Source organism: Sporosarcina sp. P32b (assembly GCF_002743335.1).
Classification (GTDB): Bacteria; Bacillota; Bacilli; order Bacillales_A; family Planococcaceae; genus Sporosarcina.
The window spans coordinates 220,230-242,633 of record NZ_PDZB01000002.1 but is presented as its reverse complement, the minus strand read 5'-3'; the positions used below and the strand labels follow the sequence as shown (position 1 = coordinate 242,633).

General features: G+C 43.7%; 19 protein-coding genes. 15 read left to right on the top strand and 4 right to left on the bottom strand.

From position 1 onward, the window contains the following. From CSV64_RS02795 to CSV64_RS02775, 5 genes are all read left to right on the top strand, one after another. Positions 1-1,323, top strand: a complete 1,323-nt coding sequence (locus tag CSV64_RS02795) for a dihydrolipoamide acetyltransferase family protein (protein ID WP_099633527.1) — start codon at positions 1-3, stop codon at positions 1,321-1,323. Positions 1,324-1,856: 533 nt separating this feature from the next. Further along, entirely contained in the window at positions 1,857-3,530 is a 1,674-nt protein-coding gene (locus CSV64_RS02790) for a methylmalonyl-CoA mutase family protein (protein ID WP_158233000.1), read from the top strand. Next, the gene (gene scpA, locus CSV64_RS02785; RefSeq protein ID WP_099633525.1) at positions 3,523-5,679 is read left to right on the top strand and encodes a methylmalonyl-CoA mutase; all 2,157 of its coding nucleotides are present in this window, start codon (positions 3,523-3,525) and stop codon (positions 5,677-5,679) included. Before CSV64_RS02790 ends, scpA begins: the two co-directional genes overlap by 8 nt. Positions 5,680-5,711: 32 nt before the next feature. Continuing rightward, a complete protein-coding gene (gene meaB / locus CSV64_RS02780; protein WP_099633607.1) occupies positions 5,712-6,761 on the top strand; it encodes a methylmalonyl Co-A mutase-associated GTPase MeaB in 1,050 nt (349 codons plus the stop codon). Between the two features lie 117 nt (positions 6,762-6,878). Beyond that, positions 6,879-7,319, top strand: a complete 441-nt coding sequence (locus CSV64_RS02775) for a BrxA/BrxB family bacilliredoxin (protein WP_099633524.1) — start codon at positions 6,879-6,881, stop codon at positions 7,317-7,319. A 294-nt stretch (positions 7,320-7,613) separates the two neighbouring features. Here CSV64_RS02775 and prli42 read toward each other — a convergent pair whose 3' ends face one another. Beyond that, complete coding sequence (gene prli42, locus CSV64_RS16580) at positions 7,614-7,709, bottom strand: stressosome-associated protein Prli42 (RefSeq protein WP_157129905.1); 96 nt, start codon at positions 7,707-7,709, stop codon at positions 7,614-7,616. A 123-nt stretch (positions 7,710-7,832) separates the two neighbouring features. On the opposite strand from prli42, the gene mce reads away from it, so the two are divergent. From mce to rnz, 6 genes are all read left to right on the top strand, one after another. Next, positions 7,833-8,240 (top strand): methylmalonyl-CoA epimerase, encoded by a 408-nt coding sequence (mce, locus tag CSV64_RS02770; protein ID WP_099633523.1) that lies wholly within the window; start codon positions 7,833-7,835, stop codon positions 8,238-8,240. 3 nt (positions 8,241-8,243) lie between these two features. Then, entirely contained in the window at positions 8,244-9,791 is a 1,548-nt protein-coding gene (locus CSV64_RS02765) for an acyl-CoA carboxylase subunit beta (protein WP_099633522.1), read from the top strand. 18 nt (positions 9,792-9,809) lie between these two features. Beyond that, positions 9,810-10,934, top strand: a complete 1,125-nt coding sequence (locus CSV64_RS02760; RefSeq protein WP_099633521.1) for a M20/M25/M40 family metallo-hydrolase — start codon at positions 9,810-9,812, stop codon at positions 10,932-10,934. 35 nt (positions 10,935-10,969) lie between these two features. Next, on the top strand, positions 10,970-11,434 hold the full coding sequence (locus CSV64_RS02755) for a chemotaxis protein CheW (protein WP_099633520.1): 465 nt from the start codon (positions 10,970-10,972) through the stop codon (positions 11,432-11,434). Positions 11,435-11,542: 108 nt separating this feature from the next. Beyond that, on the top strand, positions 11,543-12,733 hold the full coding sequence (locus tag CSV64_RS02750) for a DNA polymerase IV (RefSeq protein ID WP_099633519.1): 1,191 nt from the start codon (positions 11,543-11,545) through the stop codon (positions 12,731-12,733). Between the two features lie 16 nt (positions 12,734-12,749). Next, positions 12,750-13,697 carry a ribonuclease Z gene (gene rnz, locus CSV64_RS02745; RefSeq protein ID WP_099633518.1) on the top strand — a complete coding sequence of 316 codons (948 nt, stop codon included), beginning with the start codon at positions 12,750-12,752 and terminating at the stop codon, positions 13,695-13,697. A 51-nt stretch (positions 13,698-13,748) separates the two neighbouring features. On the opposite strand, the gene proC is transcribed toward rnz, so the two are convergent. The 3 genes from proC to CSV64_RS02730 form a co-directional block, all read right to left on the bottom strand. Further along, on the bottom strand, positions 13,749-14,555 hold the full coding sequence (gene proC, locus CSV64_RS02740) for a pyrroline-5-carboxylate reductase (RefSeq protein ID WP_099633517.1): 807 nt from the start codon (positions 14,553-14,555) through the stop codon (positions 13,749-13,751). A 308-nt stretch (positions 14,556-14,863) separates the two neighbouring features. Beyond that, on the bottom strand, positions 14,864-15,970 hold the full coding sequence (locus CSV64_RS02735) for a TFIIB-type zinc ribbon-containing protein (RefSeq protein ID WP_099633516.1): 1,107 nt from the start codon (positions 15,968-15,970) through the stop codon (positions 14,864-14,866). A gap of 10 nt (positions 15,971-15,980) precedes the next feature. After that, positions 15,981-17,120, bottom strand: a complete 1,140-nt coding sequence (locus tag CSV64_RS02730; RefSeq protein ID WP_099633515.1) for an SPFH domain-containing protein — start codon at positions 17,118-17,120, stop codon at positions 15,981-15,983. A gap of 191 nt (positions 17,121-17,311) precedes the next feature. On the opposite strand from CSV64_RS02730, the gene CSV64_RS02725 reads away from it, so the two are divergent. The 4 genes from CSV64_RS02725 to CSV64_RS02710 all read left to right on the top strand — a co-directional run bounded on the left by CSV64_RS02725 (position 17,312) and on the right by CSV64_RS02710 (position 22,086). Then, positions 17,312-18,253: an MBL fold metallo-hydrolase gene (locus CSV64_RS02725; protein WP_099633514.1), complete on the top strand. Its 942-nt coding sequence runs from the start codon at positions 17,312-17,314 to the stop codon at positions 18,251-18,253. Continuing rightward, the gene (locus CSV64_RS02720; protein WP_099633513.1) at positions 18,240-18,995 is read left to right on the top strand and encodes an SDR family NAD(P)-dependent oxidoreductase; all 756 of its coding nucleotides are present in this window, start codon (positions 18,240-18,242) and stop codon (positions 18,993-18,995) included. Before CSV64_RS02725 ends, CSV64_RS02720 begins: the two co-directional genes overlap by 14 nt. Positions 18,996-19,633: 638 nt before the next feature. Next, entirely contained in the window at positions 19,634-20,899 is a 1,266-nt protein-coding gene (locus CSV64_RS02715) for a YbfB/YjiJ family MFS transporter (RefSeq protein WP_099633512.1), read from the top strand. Between the two features lie 515 nt (positions 20,900-21,414). Continuing rightward, positions 21,415-22,086 (top strand): hypothetical protein, encoded by a 672-nt coding sequence (locus CSV64_RS02710; protein WP_099633511.1) that lies wholly within the window; start codon positions 21,415-21,417, stop codon positions 22,084-22,086. The last annotated feature ends 318 nt before the right edge of the window (positions 22,087-22,404 follow it).

Sequence of the window (22,404 nt, the reverse complement as noted above, 5' to 3'; positions counted from 1 at the left end):
ATGGGCATTGAAAAAATCACTATGCCGAAACTGGGTGAAAGTGTAACAGAAGGAACTATCGAAAAATGGCTCGTCGCTCCCGGAGATACGGTAGCGAAATATGATTCGCTTGCGGAAGTGACGACTGATAAAGTAACAGCGGAAGTTCCTTCTTCATTCTCAGGAACGATCAAAGAAATCATCGCAAAAGAAGGCGATACGGTCGAAGTGGGCGAAACGGTTTGTTTGATTGAAATTGAAGGCGACGCACAACAGCCAGTACAAGTTTCAGCACTTAAACCTGAAACACCCGCAAAAAAGCCTGCTATGAAAGAAGTACAGGACGCGCCTAAAGCAAAGCCACAACCTGCAACGGGTGGCAAGGCAGCAGGAAGATATTCTCCAGCTGTGTTGAAGCTATCTCAGGAAAACGGCATAGACTTGGCACAAGTAAGCGGCACAGGACGCGAAGGACGTATTACACGTAAAGACATTCAAGCATTCATTGAAAGTGGCGGAGCACAGTCGCAACAAGCGCCACAAGAAGTTGCTGTTCAAGAAGAGTCCCAACAACAAGTGGCGTCTTCGGATCAGCAGTCGGCTCCTAAACAAGCTGCCTCGTCGAATGTGAAACTCGAAAACGGGGATATCGAAATTCCGGTAACGAGTGTACGTCGCGCAATTGCGAGCAATATGGTGCGTTCTGTAACCGAGGCGCCGCACGCATGGATGATGATAGAAGTGGATGTAACAGAACTCGTGTTATTGCGTGATAGTGTGAAAAAAGAATTCAGAGAAAAAGAAGGATTCAATTTGACATACTTCGCCTTCTTTATCAAAGCGATTTCACAAGCTTTGAAGGAATATCCGGAAATGAATTCGATGTGGGCGGGCGATACGATCGTCATGAAAAAAGACATCAACATCTCGATTGCAGTAGCGACGGACGATGCTCTATACGTCCCAGTCATCAAAGAAACAGATGAAAAGACGATCAAAGGTATTGGTCGCGAAATTCATGAGTTGGCAGGGAAAGTACGTAACGGCAAGCTCAAATCGACAGAAATGCAAGGTGGTACGTTCACTGTCAACAATACGGGCTCATTTGGTTCCATTCAGTCAATGGGGATCATCAATTATCCGCAGGCTGCTATTTTGCAGGTGGAGTCGATCGTCAAGCGTCCAGTTATTATGGACAATGGCATGATGGCTGCACGTGATATGGTCAACCTTTGCCTATCACTGGATCACCGTGTGCTTGACGGACTCGTTTGTGGACGTTTCCTTGCACGTGTGAAAGAGTTGTTGGAAAGTATGGCTAAAGATAAGACTTCTTTATATTAAGATTCGGCGACCTCCAAACTTGGTTTTGGAGGTTGCTTTTTGGTTTTTATAAAGAGAGAGGGTTTAGGATTGAAACATATTGTGGATGGATGTAGCTCATTAACTGGTAGTAGTTTGTGAATTTTTCTGTGTTTGTACGTGGACTAAGTTCAAATGAGTTAATAATGGCGTAATGAGCGGCTAGCCAATATTTATGAGTGCTTAGGGATGAATATAGAGCGGATACGGATGAAGTATGAGCGCTTGTTGGAAGTTAAGAGCGATTACAGGGGAAGTATGATCGCTTACACGAATTAATGAGCGCAAACGAAATGGTATTCACTAGTTTTTCCTATCCCACCTACTAAATGATCCACGCCACCTTGGTCTACCGCATAAACTAAATTAATTCAATAGTTAACGCATAAAAAGTCATCAATTTGTATGATTATAATAAAATTAGACGGAAACTTCTGATTTTCCCCTTTCTTCATAACGTACTCTACGGTACACTATAACTATTAATGGTTTTTAAAAGGGGAAGGAGCACCATTATGCCTATACATAACATGAAAACATTTACTTTCACAGCCCCCAATTTTACTGAATGGAAAGAAGCGGCTGTTTTATCACTTAAAGGAAAGCCTTTTGATTCGTTATACACGAAAACGATTGAGGGCATTGAACTCAATCCACTTTACACGAAAGAAGACTTGGACCAGTTGGAAGTTTCACGTGTCACGAAACCTGCATTCGGCTGGACGGTCGCACAACCTGTTAGCGCAGCGAACGGTCAACAGTTTGTAGAGCAGATGAAAGAATCTTTGGCACGGGGCAATGAAGCAATCGCTTACAACGGCCTGAAGCCTTTAGTTTGGGTGGAACAGGACGTCAAGCAAGTGGCTGAACTGATTACGCAATATCCAATAGTATTCACTGAAGTGCAGAGCGATGATCCGATATTACAAGCTTTCACGTATATTGAAGAAGCGAAGCGTAAAGACGTTACAGGAATTTGCATCGGTCCGGTTCCGGTAGTACCTGAAGGATTCCCAGGAGTCCGCACAAAGGGTGCTGATTTATGGACAGCGCATCATGAAGGGGCAGATGCCATAACAGAACTTGCGCTATCCCTTTCAATTGCAGCTGAACTTGCGGAAGACGCTTCTTCATTTGAAGAATTTGCAAACGGCTTTTATGCACGATTTGCATCTGACACACACTTCTTCATGGAAATCGCGAAATTCCGTGCGTTCCGCGTGTTGTGGAAACTATTCAATGAAGCCTACGGCGTAGAGAACGCGAAGCAAGTACCTTTACTAGGGATTACTTCATTGCGTTCATATTCAAAACTTGATCCATATGTAAACTTATTACGTGGCGGCAACGCGGCATTCGCAGCCATTTTAGGTGGAGCGGATTGGCTGACTGTATTACCGCATGATGTATTGACGGGTACGTCGCCAAGCTCAAATCGTTACGCACGAAATATTCAATTGATTCTGAAGGAAGAAACGCATATTGATCAAGTTCTTGATCCTGCAGGCGGTTCATACTTTATCGAATCGTTGACGACTGAATTAATTCGTAAATCATGGGCGAAGTTCCTAGAGATTGAAGAAAATGGTGGCTGTCAGGCCTTCTTGCAGTCTGGTGAATTAAGCAAGCTTTATGCGCAGCGCCAGAAAGAAATGGCGACGGGCAAGAAGACGTTGATCGGTACGAATGTCTATGCGGAATTGACGGATGTGAATTATGCGAATGAATCTACTGTGACGGTATCGAAACGATTGGCAGAGCCTTTTGAACATATTCGTTCTAAGCAAAAAGAGGAGTTGCCGAAAACTGTATTACTCAACTTTGGTGCGTTGAAAGATTATAAACCACGTGCAGATTTTGTCAGTGGATTCTTGGCAGTTGGTGGCATCGAAGCGACGTGGAGTCCTTCTTTCGAGTCAAATGATCAAGCGCTCAGTTGGATCGAAGAGCAACAGCCGGATTATGCAGTAATTTGTGCATCGGCTGCTGATACAGAAGAAGTTGTAACAAACTTCTTGGCTTCGTATAAAGGGGATTGTCCAATTGACACAGCGGGTAAATACCCATCAGAAACAGCAGATCAGTGGCTTGCCAATGGACTGAATGGTTTCATTTTTGCAGGACAGGATAAAATCGAAAAGCTGAATACTATTATTACGCAAACTAAAGGAGGCCGTTCCGTTGAGTAAACCTGATTTCCGTAAAGTGAATATAGAGCAATCACTCAATGAACTCTCACAACAAGCATTATCAAAAGAGAATTTTTTAACGAATGAAGGAATCAATGTAGCGCCTGTCTATACAGCAAAAGACATTGAAAACACTGAGCACTTGAAAGACTTCCCGGGTATCGCACCGAACACACGCGGACCGTATCCGACGATGTATGTAGCGCGTCCTTGGACCGTTCGTCAGTATGCTGGATTTTCTACAGCGGAAGAAAGTAACGCATTTTACCGTCGGAACTTGGCGATGGGGCAAAAAGGACTTTCTGTTGCGTTTGACCTTGCGACGCACCGTGGCTATGACTCCGATCATCCACGTGTAACAGGTGACGTAGGTAAAGCGGGAGTTGCGATTGATTCTATTGAAGATATGAAGATTTTATTCGCAGGTATTCCACTCGATCAAATGTCGGTATCGATGACAATGAACGGCGCGGTATTGCCGATCATGGCATTTTATATCGTAGCGGCTGAAGAGTCTGGTGTAAGTCCTGAGAAATTATCTGGTACGATTCAGAACGATATTTTAAAAGAGTATATGGTACGGAATACGTATATCTTCCCACCGGCTATGTCGATGCGGATCATTGCGGATATTTTCTCGTACACATCTGAAAATATGCCGAAATTTAACTCGATTTCGATCTCCGGTTACCATATGCAAGAAGCAGGAGCGACAGCGGATATCGAGCTTGCGTATACACTTGCAGACGGCTTGGAATATGTTCGTACCGGTTTGAAGGCGGGTATTGATATCGATTCATTCGCACCGCGTTTGTCATTCTTCTGGGCAATCGGCATGAACTACTATATGGAAATAGCGAAAATGAGAGCAGCACGCAAAATTTGGGCACAGATGATGCAGTCATTTGAACCGAAGAATCCGAAGACACTTGCATTGCGTACACACTCTCAAACGTCAGGCTGGAGTTTGACGGAGCAAGACCCATACAACAACGTCACACGTACATTGGTCGAAGCTAACGCATCATCCATGGGTCACACGCAGTCACTGCACACGAACGCATTGGATGAAGCAATCGCATTACCGACAGACTTCTCGGCTCGTATTGCACGTAACACGCAGTTGTTCTTGCAAGAAGAGACGATGATGACGAAAGTGATTGATCCTTGGGGCGGTTCGTACTATGTGGAGAAATTAACGGAAGAGTTAATGGAGAAAGCATGGGAATTAATCGGTGAAATTGAGTCGCTTGGTGGCATGGCGGAAGCGATTGAAACTGGATTACCGAAAATGAAGATTGAAGAAGCTGCAGCGAAGCGCCAGGCGAAAATTGATTCAAAAGCGGAAACAATTGTCGGTGTGAATAAATATCGTCTCGATACGGAAGATGCGATTGATATTCTCGATATCGATAATACGATGGTACGACAGAAGCAAATTGACCGCATTAACGATATGAAGGACAAGCGTGATGAAAAAGTAGTTCAAGCCGCTCTTACGGCCATCACGGAAGCGGCTAAAAGCGGGGAAGGGAACTTACTTGCACTGGCAGTTGACGCTGCAAGAGCGCGTGCAACTATCGGTGAAATATCGGATGCGATTGAATCCGTATCCGGCAGACATAAGGCGGTGATCCGTTCAGTGAGTGGTGTATATAGCGCAAACTTCTCAAATGAAGAAGAAATTCAGGAAGTAAAAGATATGACGGATGAATTCCTAGAAAATGAAGGACGTCGTCCACGTATTTTGGTTGCGAAAATGGGCCAAGACGGACATGACCGCGGTGCGAAAGTGATCGCGTCGTCGTTCGCTGACTTAGGATTCGATGTCGATATCGGTCCTTTATTCCAGACACCTGAAGAAACAGCTTTGCAGGCGGCGGAAAATGATGTGCACGTCATCGGTGTGAGTTCGCTTGCAGCAGGTCATAAAACATTGGTACCGACATTGCGTGAAGAACTGAAGAAAATCAATCGTGAAGATATTTTAGTCGTAGTAGGTGGCGTTATTCCAGCACAGGATTACGATTTCTTGCGCAAGAATGGTGCAGCCGCAATCTTTGGTCCGGGTACAGTCATTCCAGTGGCAGCACAAAAAGTCATTGAGGAGATTTACCGACAGCTCGGCTATGAGGAAGTGACGGATTGACAGAAAAACAAAACGGACGAGATGAATCAGCAATGCATGTGATGCGCGGAATAGAATCCACACATGATGGATTTGTTGCCTCTTCACGTAAACGCTTTGTTAAGAAAGATCCATCTCATAAAAATTTAGATGTATTGCAGCAAGAAATAGAAAATGGCTCTCGTTTGTATTTGGCACGCGGTATTACATTGCTAGAAAGTACGAAGCCTAGCGATAAGAAGGTCGGTCAGGAAGTGTTGACTAGCCTTCTGCCGAAAACGGGTAACTGTATCCGGATTGGGATTACAGGCGTGCCCGGTGCAGGGAAGAGTACATTTATCGAAGCGTTCGGTCTAATGCTTGCAGATATGGGCCATAAAGTGGCGGTACTTGCGATTGATCCAAGTTCTACACTGACCGGCGGAAGTATCTTAGGTGACAAGACTCGTATGGAGGAGTTGGCACGGCATAAGAATGCTTTTATCCGTCCTTCTCCGTCAGCGGGAACACTTGGTGGCGTGCATAAGAAATCGCGCGAAACGATGCTACTTTGCGAAGCCGCGGGCTATGATGTCATTTTGATTGAAACGGTTGGGGTTGGCCAAGGTGAAACGATTGTCCGTGGGATGGTCGATTATTTCTTATTACTTGTGTTGACTGGGGCCGGAGACGAACTGCAAGGAATGAAAAAGGGGATCATGGAGCTGACGGACGGTATTGTCGTGCATAAGAATGATGGTGCCAATAAGCCGCTCGTCAAAAAAACGGTGCGCGAATATACACGTATCATGCACATGCTCCAACCTGCTTCACCCGAGTGGACGTCGAAAGTACAACCGGTTTCTTCTATAGAAAATACCGGCTTGGAAGCGGTATGGGAAACGGTTTTAGAATTCGAAAAAGAAATGAAAGAAAAGAATCATTGGGACACGAGACGTCAGCACCAGACACGCGATTGGTTCCATGCGATGATCCGAGACCACTTGATTGATTCATTTTTCTCGGAGCAAGGACGAAAAACGCAGGTGAAGGCACTTGAGGAAGAATTGTTAGACGGACATTTAACGGTAACCGGAGCAATTGACCGATTGTTTTCTTCTTAATTCGTGTAGGGATATGCTATGATTGAAGAGGATAGTCAATTAATTATCAGGGAAGTGTCACAGCGGAACTGAATAGGCTATCACAATTATACGGTATAAGAGAGGAGATCCTGTAAAATGACTATGAACTTTGATTTTTACATGAACGATATGACAAACCAAGCGAGATCCGAAATGGAAGCGAGCGGCTACAAGCAATTGCAAACACCTGAGGACGTAGAGGAAGCATTCAAGCAGCCGGGTACGACGTTAGTAATGGTGAACTCGGTTTGTGGATGTGCTGGCGGAATTGCTCGCCCAGCAGCTGCGCACGCAGTACATTATGACAAGCGTCCTGACCACTTGGTAACAGTATTCGCTGGACAAGACAAAGAAGCAACTGCACAAGCACGTATGCACTTCGGTGAAGACCACATCCCATCTTCTCCATCATTCGCTTTGCTAAAAGACGGCAAACTAATCGGTGAAGTAGGACGTTTTGAAATCGAAGGACATGACCCAATGTCTGTCGTTGTAAATCTTCAGGAACAATTTGAAGAGCACTGCGAAGAGCTGTAACAAACTAAAGCGAAATGCGCCGTCTAGTCTCGACAGACGCTGTAGGGCCTGAAGCAAAAGGACGAACTTGCCTTTTGAATCAGGACCGAAGCGATCCGAGAGACTGGCGCATGCAGCTAGATGAAACTAAAGCGAAATGCGCCGTCTAGTCTCGACAGACGCTGTAGGGCCTGAAGCAAAAGGACGAACTTGCCTTTTGAATCAGGACCGAAGCGATCCGAGAGACTGGCGCATGTAGCTAGAAGGCAATAAAAAACAGTTCGCATATGAAAATATGCGAACTGTCATTAAGAATTAGAAGAACATGCTGAGACCCATGAACATGGTAGATGCAATCATGGCGACAATCATCAAGTAAACAATTGTTTTTTGAATTTTTTTATTACTCATGCAGCAAAGCTCCTTACGCGTTGGAATTGGTTTGTTTCTATTTTAACAGAAATAAGGATTTTCACAACTAGAATGGCTGTTATATGTTCGGATAGTAGAATCGTATTAAAAGGGGAATGTGCTATGAACAAGGTAGATCATATAGGGATTGCTGTAAAAAGTATAGATGAATCCATTAACTATTACATAGAAACACTCGGTTTGACAGTCATCGCTATTGAAGAAGTCGCTAGCCAAGGGGTTAAAGTGGCGTTCATTGATGCACATAATGTCAAGATCGAATTGCTTGAACCAATGACGGAGACAAGTCCCATTGCGAAGTTTATTGAAAAACGCGGTGAAGGGGTTCACCATATCGCTTTCGGTGTAACGGATATTCGTTCAAGAATGAAGGAATTGGAAGAAAAAGGCGTTCAACTACTTTCAGATGAACCAAAACCAGGTGCTGGGGGAGCAGAAGTTGCCTTCTTGCATCCGAAATCATCATATGGTGTGCTTTATGAATTATGTGAAAAGACTAAGGGGGAATAATAGATGAACATTTACGATAAAATTAATGAACTTTACGACAAAAAGCGCGAAATCGAGTTGGGTGGCGGCGATGAGCGAATCATGAAGCAGCACGAAAAAGGTAAATTGACTGCACGTGAACGTATTGAGATCCTACTTGATGAAGGTACATTCGTAGAGTTGAATCCGTTCGTTGTTCATCGTACACGTGATTTCGGCATGGACAAGCTAGAAGGACCTGGCGACGGTGTCGTAACAGGTTACGGTAAAATCCACGGTCGTCCTATCTATTTATTCTCCCAAGACTTCACGGTATTTGGTGGAGCTTTAGGTGAAATGCACGCAATGAAAATTGCCAATGTTATGGATTTGGCTGCGAAAAACGGTGCACCATTCATCGGTCTAAACGATTCAGGTGGCGCACGTATCCAAGAGGGTGTATTATCGCTTGATGGATACGGTGAGATTTTCTACCGTAACGCAATCTATTCCGGAGTGATTCCACAAATTTCCGTTATCCTCGGACCTTGTGCAGGTGGCGCGGTGTATTCACCAGCAATCACAGACTTCGTGATTATGACGGATAAAACGAGCCAAATGTTCATTACGGGACCAAAAGTTATTGAAACAGTAACAGGCGAGAAAATTACTTCCGAAGACTTGGGGGGAGCAAAAGTTCATAACACGATCAGTGGTAACGCACATCTTCGTGGCGCAAGTGAAGAGGAAGTATTGCAAAAAACTCGCGATCTCTTAACATATCTACCACAGAACAACACAGAAAAAACACCGATTCAGCCATACGACGAGCAAGATGATTATCGTGAAGATTTGGCGGATACGGTACCTTACGAAACAATTCGTCCATATGACGTACGAAAAGTGTTGGAGCAAGTAGTGGATGAAGGTTCATTCTTCGAAATCCAACCTGAATTCGCAAAGAACGCAGTAGTTGGTTATGCGCGCATGAAAGGTGAAACAGTAGGATTTGTATGTAACCAGCCGAAAGTAATGGCGGGTGGACTAGACATTAACTCATCTGATAAAATCGCACGTTTCATCCGTACATGTGACTCATTCAATATTCCATTGATTACATTTGAAGACGTTACAGGCTTCTTCCCTGGAATCAAGCAAGAGCATGGTGGCATCATTCGTCACGGGGCGAAGATCCTCTATGCATATTCGGAAGCAACTGTACCAAAAATCACATTGATCTTGCGTAAAGCTTTCGGTGGCGCATATGTTGCTCTGAACTCTAAATCAATCGGTGCAGACTTAGTCTTCGCTTGGCCAAACGCAGAAGTGGCTGTTATGGGTGCTGAAGGTGCAGCGAACATCATTTTCGCACGCGATATTGCGAAAAGTGAAGATCCGGAAGCAACTCGTGCAGCGAAAATCGAAGAATACCGTGAAAAGTTTGCGAATCCATATGTTGCAGCTTCACACGGCATGATAGATGACGTAATTGATCCACGCGAAACTCGTATCAAGTTGCTTCAAGGACTTGAAATGATGCGCAATAAGCACGAAGATCGTCCGAAGAAAAAGCACGGCAACATACCTCTATAAATAAAGGAGTCTTACATCTTGAATACACAACGATTACTTCAAGAATTCTTGGAGTTAGTAAAAATTGATTCTGAAACTAAAAACGAACGAAATATTGCAGATATTCTTACGAAGAAATTGCAGGAATTGGGCTTTGATGTGACGGAAGACGACACAGCGGAAAAGACAGGACACGGTGCAGGTAATTTAATTGCCAACTTGCCGAGTACAGTGGCTGACGCGGATCCGATCTTCTTTACATGTCATATGGATACGGTCGTTCCAGGACAATCGATTCAGCCAATCGTCAAAGAAGACGGCTATGTCTACAGTGACGGTACAACAATTTTAGGTGCTGACGATAAAGCGGGAATTGCTGCTCTACTCGAGATGGCGAAAGTGATCCAAGAGTCAGACAAGCCACACGGTCCGATTCAGTTTATAATTACTGCTGGTGAAGAAAGCGGATTAGTAGGCGCAAAAGCGATGAATCCGGATTATTTACAAGCGAAATATGGCTTTGCGATCGATAGCGACGGAGAAGTAGGCGGTATTGTTACAGCGGCTCCTTATCAGTCAAAATTATGGACGACGATCTACGGAAAAACAGCTCATGCTGGCGTCGCTCCTGAAAAAGGAATTTCTGCTATTTCTCTCGCTGCTAAATCTATTGCAGGCATGAAACTTGGCCGCATAGATGAAGAAACGACTGCAAATATTGGTCGTTTTGAAGGTGGAAAAGCAACGAATATCGTTTGTGAAGAGGCTTTCATTTTATCGGAAGTTCGTTCGATCAATCCGGATAAAATGAAAAAACAAATAGACTTGATGGTAGAAAAATTTGCAACGACTTCTGAATCTTTAGGTGGTAAAGCCGAAACTACAACACAACTTATGTATCCTGGTTTCTCAATCGGAGATGACGAAGAAGTCGTGCAAGTTGCGATGAAGTCAATCCGCAACGTAGGACGTGAACCGAAGATCATGACGAGTGGCGGAGGAAGTGACGGCAACGTCTTCAACGGCATGGGAGTTCCTACTGTGACGTTGTCTGTTGGTTATGAAGAGATTCATACGAAGAACGAACGTATGCCGGTGAAAGAGTTGGAAAAGCTGACGGAATTAATACTTGAGATTGTCGGTCAAGCAATCCGCACGGTGTAACAGTCTTAACAAAGAGCCTGAAAGAAGGTATAACTATGCAAACTGTGATTGTGCAGACGGGCAACGAAGAATATGCACTACCAGTAGAATCGGTGATATCCATCGAGAAACTCGAGTACGTCACACCAATTCCTCATCTTCCTAAATACTTACTCGGACTGATGAAATCGCGTGGCGAACTCGTGCCTATTCTGGATTTAAGTCAGATTTTGTATCATCAGGCAACACCTCGGGATATTGAATCCCATGTAGTGGTTGTGAAAACAGATCAGTTGGAAGTCGGTTTATTAGTGTTAGACGCAAGGGAGATTCTCGAATTGCCAGAAGATCGCTTAACGTCTACGGCACTAAAAGCGTATTCTAAAACGCCTTACTTCGTAACAGTAGCGAATCTTGTTGACCGAGTAGTGACTGTCATCGATCCAAATATCATGGCGGATTCACTCCATGGCATGGATGAAATATCCAGTTATATGAAAGAACAGCATCAATCAAATTAGTAGGCAAAAAGAACATACATTTGATAAAATGGAAAGAGTGGCAGACTGAAGTCGGTTTGCCGCTTTTTCCTATTACATAATTATTTCCGAGGAAAGAAAGGTGTTTACATGACGGATCTGATCATCGCTAATCCACGGGTCATTATGCATCTTGATATGAACAGCTTCTTTGCCTCGGTTGAACAGGCTGCGAATCCTGAATTAAAAGGAATCCCTCTTGCAGTCGCAGGCAACCCGAAAGAACGAAGAGGAATTCTCGTAACCTGTTCATATGAGGCAAGGGCATTCGGTGTCTACACGACTATGACGGTAGGAGAAGCTAAACGACTATGTCCGAAATTAACGATTGTTCCACCACGGCATGAACTATATCGGCAAATGTCTGATTCTGTTTTTGATATTTTGCGAAGTTATACGGAATGGGTCGAACCTGTTTCAATTGATGAAGCGTATATCGATACGACCGATATTGGCGGGTTGACACGTGCGTACGATTTAGCCCGGGAAATCCAGTTGCGCATTTTAGCAGAACTCGATCTACCGTGTTCGATAGGAATTGCACCGAATAAGTTTCTTGCGAAAACCGCTTCTGATATGAAAAAGCCAATGGGCATTACCATTTTACGGAAACGTGAAGTGCCAAAAATGCTGTGGCCGTTACCAGTCATTGAAATGCATGGCATCGGCAAGCGGACGGAAGAGAAATTGCATAGCGCAGACATTAAAACGATGGGCGATTTGGCCACTGCTGAAAAAATCACGTTGGAAGCACTGCTTGGAAAAAATGGTTTGCGCCTTAAACAACGAGCAAACGGAATCGATACACGTCCTGTCGACCCTGAAAGTGCAGACGAACGTAAAAGTATTGGCAGTTCTACCACATTGCCTGTTGATCTAACGGAACTTGAAGATTGTGTTCCGATATTTGAACGACTTGCGAAAAAGGTAGCAGCTCGACTGGAAACGAAACTGTTGGCCGGAATGACAATTAGCATTCAAATTCGCTATGCCGACTGGCAAAACACGACAAGAAGCAGAACGCTCCAACAAGCGGTCTATCTTGAGAAAGATATTACAGATGTAGCGCTTCAATTATTTCAGCAACACTGGAACCATGAGCCCATTCGCTTGCTAGGCATCACGGCAGCGAATGTCATCGAACGGTCTGAAATGGTCAAGCAACTAACATTTGATAATTTTGAGCAACAAGAAAAGGAATATGAAATGGATCAGTTGATGTCGAGTCTGACACAACGTTTCGGAGATGGTATTATTAAAAAAGGATTTACGAAGAAATAGCAAGGAGGCAATGCATGTGGATATTGAATTTCTTGGCACAGGTGCAGGGATGCCATCGAAACAGCGTAATACGTCAGCACTCGTTGTGGATTTGACAGACGAGAATAAAGAAAATTGGTTATTCGATTGCGGTGAAGCGACACAGCATCAATTACTATACAGCGCCATTAAGCCGAAGAAGATTACGAAAATCTTCATTACGCATCTGCACGGCGATCATATTTTCGGATTACCTGGCTTTCTCAGCTCACGCGCATTTTTAGGTGGAGATGACCCCGTCGATCTATACGGTCCTGCTGGCTTGAAAGAATGGTTGCAGCACACCTATAAAATGACGGGAACCTATTTACCTTACAAGTTGAACGTGCATGAAATCCATGACGGTTTGATTCTTGAAACAGAGGAATTCAAAGTCTACGCCAAAGAAGTTCAACACGTCGTGCAGAGTTTCGGCTTCCGTATTGAACAGAAAGAGTTGCCTGGTACGTTATTGGTCGATAAAGCGATAGAGCAAGGTGTTCCAAAAGGTCCTATGTTGCAGCGCTTGAAAGACGGCTTTGACGTAGAACTCGACAATGGGCAGATGGTTTATAGTCAAGACGTTACGACAGATAAGAAAAAAGGCTTCATTATTACAGTCATTGGGGATACGTCGTACTGCCAAGCTTCGGTTGAATTGGCGCAAGACGCTGATATTTTGATCCATGAAGCGACGTTCACGGATGAGTACGCAGCAGGCGCGAAAGAATTTGGTCATTCTACTATTGTAGAAGCAGCAACCGTTGCCAAAGAAGCGAACGCGAAAAACCTCATTGTGAACCATATTAGCGCACGCTTCATGCCAGGTGAAATGCCGGCTTTCTTAGAAGAAGGTACCGAGATATTTGATGCCATTTCGATTGCAGATGATTTCGCGCGTTTTCAGTGGAAACATGGAGAATTAATCAAGTTACTAAAAAACTAAGCATCCGAGTTTGGCTCTCTTGAAGGGAACCATTGGATGCTTAGTTTTTTATTATGAAGAACCTAGTTGACGCGAACGTTTTTCCGCACGGATCAAGCAGTCCGAAATAATAGTCTTAAAGTTGTGATCTTCTAGTGACTGCAGACCCGCTGCTGTTGTTCCACCAGGGCTCGTCACATTTTCGCGCAATATACTAGGCTCTTCGCCGGTCTTCTTTAGCATGGACGCCGCACCGTAGATTGTTTGAACGATTAATTCACGTGCATCGGCTGCATCTAGACCTTGCGCAACCGCTGCTTCTTCCATCGCTTCTACTAAATAATAGATATATGCAGGACCACTACCTGAAAGGGCGGTTACGGCATGTAAATCATCTTCTTCGACGACTTTGACGATACCGATTGCATTCAGCAAGCTTAAAATCGACTGTTGCATTCTTTCTGAAACGGCATCATTAAACGCGATCCCGCTCGCTGATTTTCCGATTGTCGCGGACGTGTTCGGCATCGAGCGTGCAATCGGACGTTTACCTAGACCTTTTTCAAATGTAGCGATGGAAATTCCAGCAATGACGGAAAGAACTGTTGTATTTTCTCCGAGGTAGGGTGCGATATCCTCCATCACTTTCTCTACATCTTTCGGCTTTGTCGCGAGCACAACTAAGTCGACTTTTTTAATGAAATCCCTGTCTTCGCACACTTTCGTAATCCCGTAGCGCGACTCCAGTTCGTCTAACCGTTCGGTATCTGAACGATTCATCACATAGACATTGTCCTCATATATAACTCGTTTCTTAATAATCCCCGCAATAATGGCTTCTGCCATTTGTCCAGCGCCTACAAATAAAATTTTTTCCATGTCCAACATCCTCCCCAAAATAAAAAAGCGCTCCCGTCCTGTCTTTCAGGACGAAAACGCTCGGTTTCCGCGGTGCCACCTAAATTTGCTGTTTGCTACAGCACAACTTCAAGTCTTCTTTATCGCAGAAGGTACGGTCGTGTTTCCACGACAGCTCGGAAGGAGGTTCGAAAGGGGAGTGGGATACATGACTTGCAGCCTCGGCCATGCTCTCTTCTATCCATCACCCATCTACTGATCTTCCTCAATGCCCGTTCCATACTATTTTCATGATTATGTCATGTACTATGTGAATTGTCAAACTGTCGTTAGCTGTCGATGAACAAGTAGACGATGAATATCACGATTAGAATCGAGATCACCAACGAAACAATCTTCATCACACTTAACGGATAATTTCCGGTCACTTTTCCCGTTTGTCCATTGACGATGAATTGATAGACTTTTTCCTTGAAATGAAAAGAGGAAATCCAAATAGGCAATAAAATATGTTTATATGTAATATCGGTATAATCTGTTGAAACGTTGACTACCTGTACGATATCTCCCGCTACGCTGCCTTCGATCCCGTTGACAATTTCTCTCGTCATGACGTCTTTTGCCTGCGTAAACCCTTGTTGTAACGAAACAGAATAGCGCTCAGCAAGAAAGCCGGACATGTATTCCACTTTATAATCGGTGAGACCAGTTAATTGGAATGGCTGTACTTTCTGCAATAGTTTCGTTTCAACTGTGTTAGAGGCTTTAATTAGAATATCATCAAAGAATTCCCGATAATTACCGCTTTCCTGATGCCAGCGGACTTTCCGTACTTGCTCGGTCACTTGTCTAGCCTTACCGTCCTCGTAAACCGTCCGAGTTTCAGTGACATAATAATAATTCCCGACACGTACGACATAGTGTGACTGTGTCTGACTGTCATACGTCCAGTACGGCAAGTAGGCACCGGAAATTTTATTCATTCGATATGTTTTCTTCAATGTATTCGGTGCGAAAAAGTGTCCCTTGATCCAGTCTTTGAACTTTATTTGTGCTTGTTCCTCAGAAACTTGAAACGGAATCAATAACCCGGGTTGGATCCCGGCATCGTGATTCGTCACGGATATGTGAGAAGATCCGCAAAACGAACAGAAGTCCGCGACGATATGTGCGTCCAGTACCGATTCCGCTCCGCAGTTGCTACAGGAGAAAACGCGTTTCTCTTCATTCCAGATGTGTTGAAGATTATTTCCAGCCTCCTTGAAATCGAGTTCTACATGATGGTCGAACGTCGCTTCAATTGGCATTTCATGGCTACAAAAAGGACATTTTAAGCCACGTGATTCTGGATTATATTCCGTGTTACCGCCACAAGAAGGGCATTTAATGTTTTCAGTATCTTCTACGACTTTGTGTTGTTCATCGAATGAAGTCAACGTCCATCCCTCACTTTTCGTCTAACGTCTCACCACATTCTGCGCAGAATTTTGCAGCTGGCAGATTGGCATGTGAGCAAGCAGGACAAATTTTCTCGGTGACTTGAGATGTACCGCAGCCGCTGCAGAACTTGGCGCCTTTTGGAATCATAGTTTCACACTTCACGCATGGTACTTTATCGGTTTCAACAGACTTTCCGCACTGACCGCAGAATTTGGCGTCGGCGTTGATCGTGGCCTGACAATGCGGGCAAGATTTCGTTGCGACTTGTGCTTGGGGCTGCTGTGCATGATTCTGATTCATCGCATTTGCCATAACTTGACCCATGCCCATACCCGCTCCCATGCCAATACCTGCGCCCGCCATGCCGCCTTCATTCTGTGCAGCGTCACGCATCGCTTCAGCTGCTTGATATTGCTGGTACTGCTGCATATTGCCGAGTACGCCCATAGACGTACGCTTGTCCATCGCTTCTTCGACTTCTTTTGGTAATGACAAGTTCTCGATATAAAGTGACGTGATCTCGAAACCGAATGCAGCGAAACGAGAGATCATCTTCTCTTTGCCTTGTTCACTTAATTCGTCGTAATGCATTGATAGATCCAGTGCGGGTATTTGAGACTCTGCGAATAAATCGGATAATCCGGAAATAATCATTTTCTTTAAATGACCTTCAATGGCGTTCGTGTCGTACGAACTGTTCGTTCCAAATAACTCCCGCAAGAATACAGTAGGGTCTGACACGCGATACGAATAAATTCCGTACCCACGAAGACGGATCATGCCAAAATCCGGATCACGCATCATAATGGGGTTCGACGTGCCCCATTTTTGATTGATGAACTGCTTCGTATTAATAAAATATACTTCCGCTTTAAATGGTGAATCAAAGCCGTACTTCCATGACTTCAACTTCGTTAGAATGGGCATATTTTGCGTGTACAAAATATGACGCCCTGGACCGAATACGTCCGCAATTTCTCCTTCATTGACGAAGACTGCGACTTGCGACTCTCGGACCGTTAGCTCTGCTCCCATTTTAATTTCATTATTATGCACGGGGAACTGATAGACTACTGTATGGGCATCCTGTGCTTGCCACTCGATCACTTCGATAAATTGGTTTTTGAACATATTAAAAAATCCCATTGTTTTCCCTCCAACTCGACATCATTATGTAAATCATGCGATTTCCTGTAGTATACCATACGAAGAATGGACAAAATGGTTTCACTTTGCGCGAAATATCTTTCGGTAATTGAACAATCAAGACGTGACGCACATGAAAATAAAGAGTACAATAGACTGAACAGTCATTCATTTTATAGGGGGAACAGTATATGATCACAAAAATAATTACACCTACGCCATTCGCGGTAGGTGACGTGAACTGCTTTTTACTAAAAGGCGACACACTGACTTTGGTAGACGCAGCAACGAAGACGCCAGAAGCGCGTGAAGTATTGCAGATGAAATTAAAAGAAATGGGTTATACATTTAATGATATTGAGCAAGTATTCGTCACGCATCACCACCCTGATCACTGTGGATTGGTCGAGATGTTCGACCGCGCGGAAATTCTCGGTCATCCGTATTTAAACTATTGGCTAACACGCGATACCGAATTTTTGGATCGTCATGATCGTTTCTATGAACAATCATTAATAGAAGAAGGCGTACCGGAGGAATATTTGAAATGGGTGAAACGCTTCCGTCGATCCGTCGACATGATGGGGGGGCGTCCCGTTGATCGCATGATGAATGAAGGTGACGACCTGCCAGGACATCCAGGTTGGAAAATCCAAGAGTCTCTTGGTCACGCACAAAGTCATTTATCACTGTTCAATGAACAAGAAGGCATTCTAATTGGTGGCGATTTATTGCTGGAGAAAGTGTCATCCAATCCATTAATTGAGCCGCCATTTAAGAAAGAACAAGGACGTCCGAAGTCATTGCTTCAATACAATGCATCGCTAGAACGTTTATTGGATTTACCGGTGTCACTCGTCTACGGAGGTCACGGCGGAGAGATTACGAATGCACATGCGCTCATAACGGAACGCTTAGCGAAGCAGCGCGACCGAGCTATGAAAGTTCTCGCGATGCTGGATGAATCGAAAACAGTCTTTGACGTGACGAAGCTATTGTTCCCAGCAGTCTATGAGAAAGAATTGGGACTGACGTTGTCTGAAACAATTGGGCAACTGGATTATCTAGTGGCGGCAGAATTAATATCAGAAACTGCCGATTCAGCAGGAGTTCATCACTATGTCCGCATCTAAAACCGTTCTGATCACAGGAGCGACGAGTGGAATTGGATGTGAACTGGCGAAGCGCTTGGCAGCATTGAACGAGTATCGTGTCATCGCAACAGGGCGCAATGCAAAAGCATTAGAAGAGTTACGCATACTTGGCGTAGAAGGATACTGTGCCGACCTACGAGATACGAAGCAGCTAGATTGGCTAGTTTCTCGCATTGGCACACCGGACCTCATCGTATTTTCTGCTGGCGTAGGGAAGTTCCATCTAGCACAAGAGACGACCGATGAAGACACGCTGGCGATGCTTGAGACAAATGTCCTCGTGCCGATGCAACTGACTGCTCGTGTAGTACCGGCAATGATCGAACGCAAGTACGGTCACTTACTCTATATCGGTTCACAAGCAGGAAAAGTAGCCACACCGAAAACATCCGTCTATGCCGCAACAAAACACGCACTGATCGGCTATACAAACGCCGTGCGTATGGAAGTCGCGCCTTATAACGTCGACGTATCCGTCATCCATCCAGGACCAATCGATACACCATTTATCGAGCTAGCAGACGTCACCGGCGGCTATAAACAAGCAATGGGCAGCCAGTTACTAACGGTTGACACAGTCGTACGCGCTGTCATGGAAACTATCGAGCGACCTAGACGCGAAGTAAACTTGCCAAAAATTACAGGTCTGACAAGCAGACTCTACGCATTGGCACCCAGTATAGTCGAAACCATCGGAAAACCGTTTTTCTATAAAAAGTAAGAAGACACTAGAGCGCTGTTGCTAGAAGTCGTAACGATCCGACTTGTGGCGACAGCGTTTTTTTGAAATGGGCGAGTGAAAATAAATTGCTTCATAGTACTCACTATGGTGCTGGCGGATGGCCCTCGTTTTGAAGGTGTCTTCGTTTAATTAGTGGATTAATCTTTACACGTTACATTAAATAGAAGAATAAACTAGTTGATCGGAGTGGAAGGCGGCGAGTGCAAAGATGTGCTCCTAACGCTTCGCTTTTACTCGCAAAAGCCGTCCTTCGTGACGGCTCTTCCAGCGGGAACAGCGCGAGCTGAAAGCCCCGCAGGAACGAAGTGACGAGGAGATTGAAGCCGTGCCCGCGGAACGCGTCCGCCTGGAACGCAGATCAACGGCGCTTTACCATTTGCTATTCACTTTAATTCACCAATAATATTATTATGTAAACTAAAATACTCCACCATAAAGAAGTTGGAATATTCTATCAGGAATGCTATAGTGTGAAAGATAGAGTTCACACATTAGACATAATATGAACGACCTCAGAAATGTTGATAAACCAACTACGATCAAACACCCTGACACAACTCTGAGTGACTACCATTACTAGAAATTTTATACTGAACGGGAAAAAGGGTGGGATTTGTATGCTAGCTAAAGAACACGATCAAAACATTTGGAAATACGCATTTGCAAGCGTCGCCGTCACTGTCAGCTCTCTCGGCTTTGGACGGATGTCGTATGGAATCATTATGCCTTTCATGAAAGAAAACCTCGCCATGTCCTATAAACAAGCAGGACTGCTCGCAACAACGGTGTCAATTGGCTATTTGATGATGGTGATCTTTGTTGGATTGCTCGTAACTCAATACGGAGCAAAAAAGCTCGTGATTTTTGGAACAGGACTCGTTTCATTCGGACTATTTATGTTATCATTCGTCGCTGGTTATGGCTGGACACTTTTCGCGATGCTACTGCTTGGAATAGGAACGGCTTTCACGTATACGCCGCTCATCACCATACTCGTCGGTTGGTTTCCGAGGGAACGCGGCATGCTGATCGGATTTCTCGTGAGTGGCATGGGATTAGGAACACTCATTTCAAGCGCGTTAATTCCGTTCTTCAGTACATGGTTCGGCGATATGGGCTGGCGTTATTTATGGTTCTTCTATGGCGCTCTGTCGATAGTATCTATCATCATCGCGTTGATCATTTTACGTGATCCACCAATCCTGTTACTGCCAAAGGAAACGCAGAAACGCACGTTTTGGACGAAAGTATATTTAGATAAACGCGTACTTCGTGTCGCCTTCATTTACGGACTCGTTGGATTTGCTTATTTGGTACCGCAAAGCTTCTTGTTCAGCTATATTCTTGAAGTGGGACTGACGAAATTCCAGGCGGGTCAGATCATGACAATCAGTGGGATTATGGCAATTTTTAGTGGTCCGTTATGGGGCGGAGTATCTGACCGGATCGGACGAAAATCTGCATTGCTAGCGACACTCGGAATTGGTGCAGTTTCACTCATTATTCCTGTGGTTTTCCCGGTATATAGTGGACTTATCGTCAGTCAATTCCTATGGGGTGCGACAATTGTAGGGATGCTGTCGCTCTGCCAAGCGTTATCTACGGAACAAGTACATCCGACGTACGCACCGGTCGCGCTAGGCTATGTAACGTTCTTTTTCGCAGCAGGACAGTTGCTTGGGCCTGGCGTCGGTGGCTGGATCATCGACCGCTTCGAGCAAATACCACTTGCGCTAATTATGTGCAGTGTCCTACTTGCTTTGGCGTTCTTGCTGACGATTCGAATGAACGCGCATGCAGTGGAAGAAGATGTGACGGCGTTGGAAGCGAAGCCTGTGTTAAAAAGTATTTGTATGAACGAGACTTCTGCGAAGGAATTGTGAGTTTTAAGGAAGTTCTTGTATTGTCAAATGATAGATGACTTCACTCATATACTCCTTAAAACAAGGTAGTTGTGATAGGAACATGTATGTTGGAAGAAATATAGGCGCTGACATTCCTTTCCCGGAATGTCAGCGCCTTTTTAAAGTTTGTAGTAGTATTTCTACACATTTAGCTAATTAAAGCCTAGTCTAAAATCTGTTATATTATCGAAAGTGAGCGGACCATTTTTGTCGTATTGGCGCAGCGCATGCACAGTTTACTCGTATACTGACAAATAAATGAATGGTAGAACAGGAAGTAGAAGATTCTCTCGACTTATATCTACGTACAATGAGTTAATAATCTCTTTATAGTAACTGAAGTATCCTATTTAGTTCACTAGTACAAAAGACGCAATTAACAACAAAGAGTTCTCATTGGTTCTATGAATGGGGACATATTTTATGTCTGTTTTTTCTTGTATACCCTTTACTACATATTCATATCATTGAAGTAACTCGAAAAGGATGTGGAAATGTTGGGACGAAAAATGCTTTTAATAGCATTGAGTGTCATGGGGGTTTTTATAATATATCTTGGATTAGAATCTTTAAATCGATCAACTGTAAATATTTCGGCCGAAAAAGATAGTAGTCCATCAGAAACAGAAATAGCTGAGATAGTAGAAAAAATAAAAGATAAAACACACAAAAAATATAACATAGGTACATATAACATGAATTCAAATGTTGATAACAACTCACAGGGGATAGACATTGAGATTATTGGAAGTCAAGAGTATTATGATTCAGTAAAAAATGAAATAAAAGAAATCGTAAAAAGTACAACTACATCCACATCATTTGAAGACTACTCTATAAATATAAATAAAAGCAGAATTGATCAAGTGATAAGCGAAGAACGTAGAGAAGAACATCATTTAATACACGAGATCATGGTAACTATAAATGATTATTTATCTGAATTCTATCCAGATCAACTTGACAAGATAGACTTAGATTATACTGCTCCAGAATTACGTATTGAAGTAAAGCTTTTATTAAATGAAACCGCATCAGGCGAGGGTAAGGAAATGGAAAAGAATATATATATATATTTAGAAGAAAATTTATCTTCGAACAAATTCGTAAAAAATAAATCTGTCAAAATAAACATTTTTAATAGTCACGGAGAAAAAACAAACTAATAGGCAACAAGAATTTCTTTTTATGTTTGATATCGTTGTTGCATATTTACTTTAATCGTAAAACGTAAAGTTAATAACGTCATTCTTAGCAACTATAATATGGAACCATACTTTAGCGCCTTTAGGAATAATGCTAAACGGAATAGTGCCCTTACTGTTACTATAGGTGGTTCATAGATCTCTAAAGTAACAGTAGGGGTTTTAAAGAATTACTTGTTATATCTATTTTAAAGTTACTTCCATAAATATCCTCTTGTAAAGTTGAATTAAATATGAAACGATTTCCCACCTTATCCGTATACGTAGTATGAAACAAAA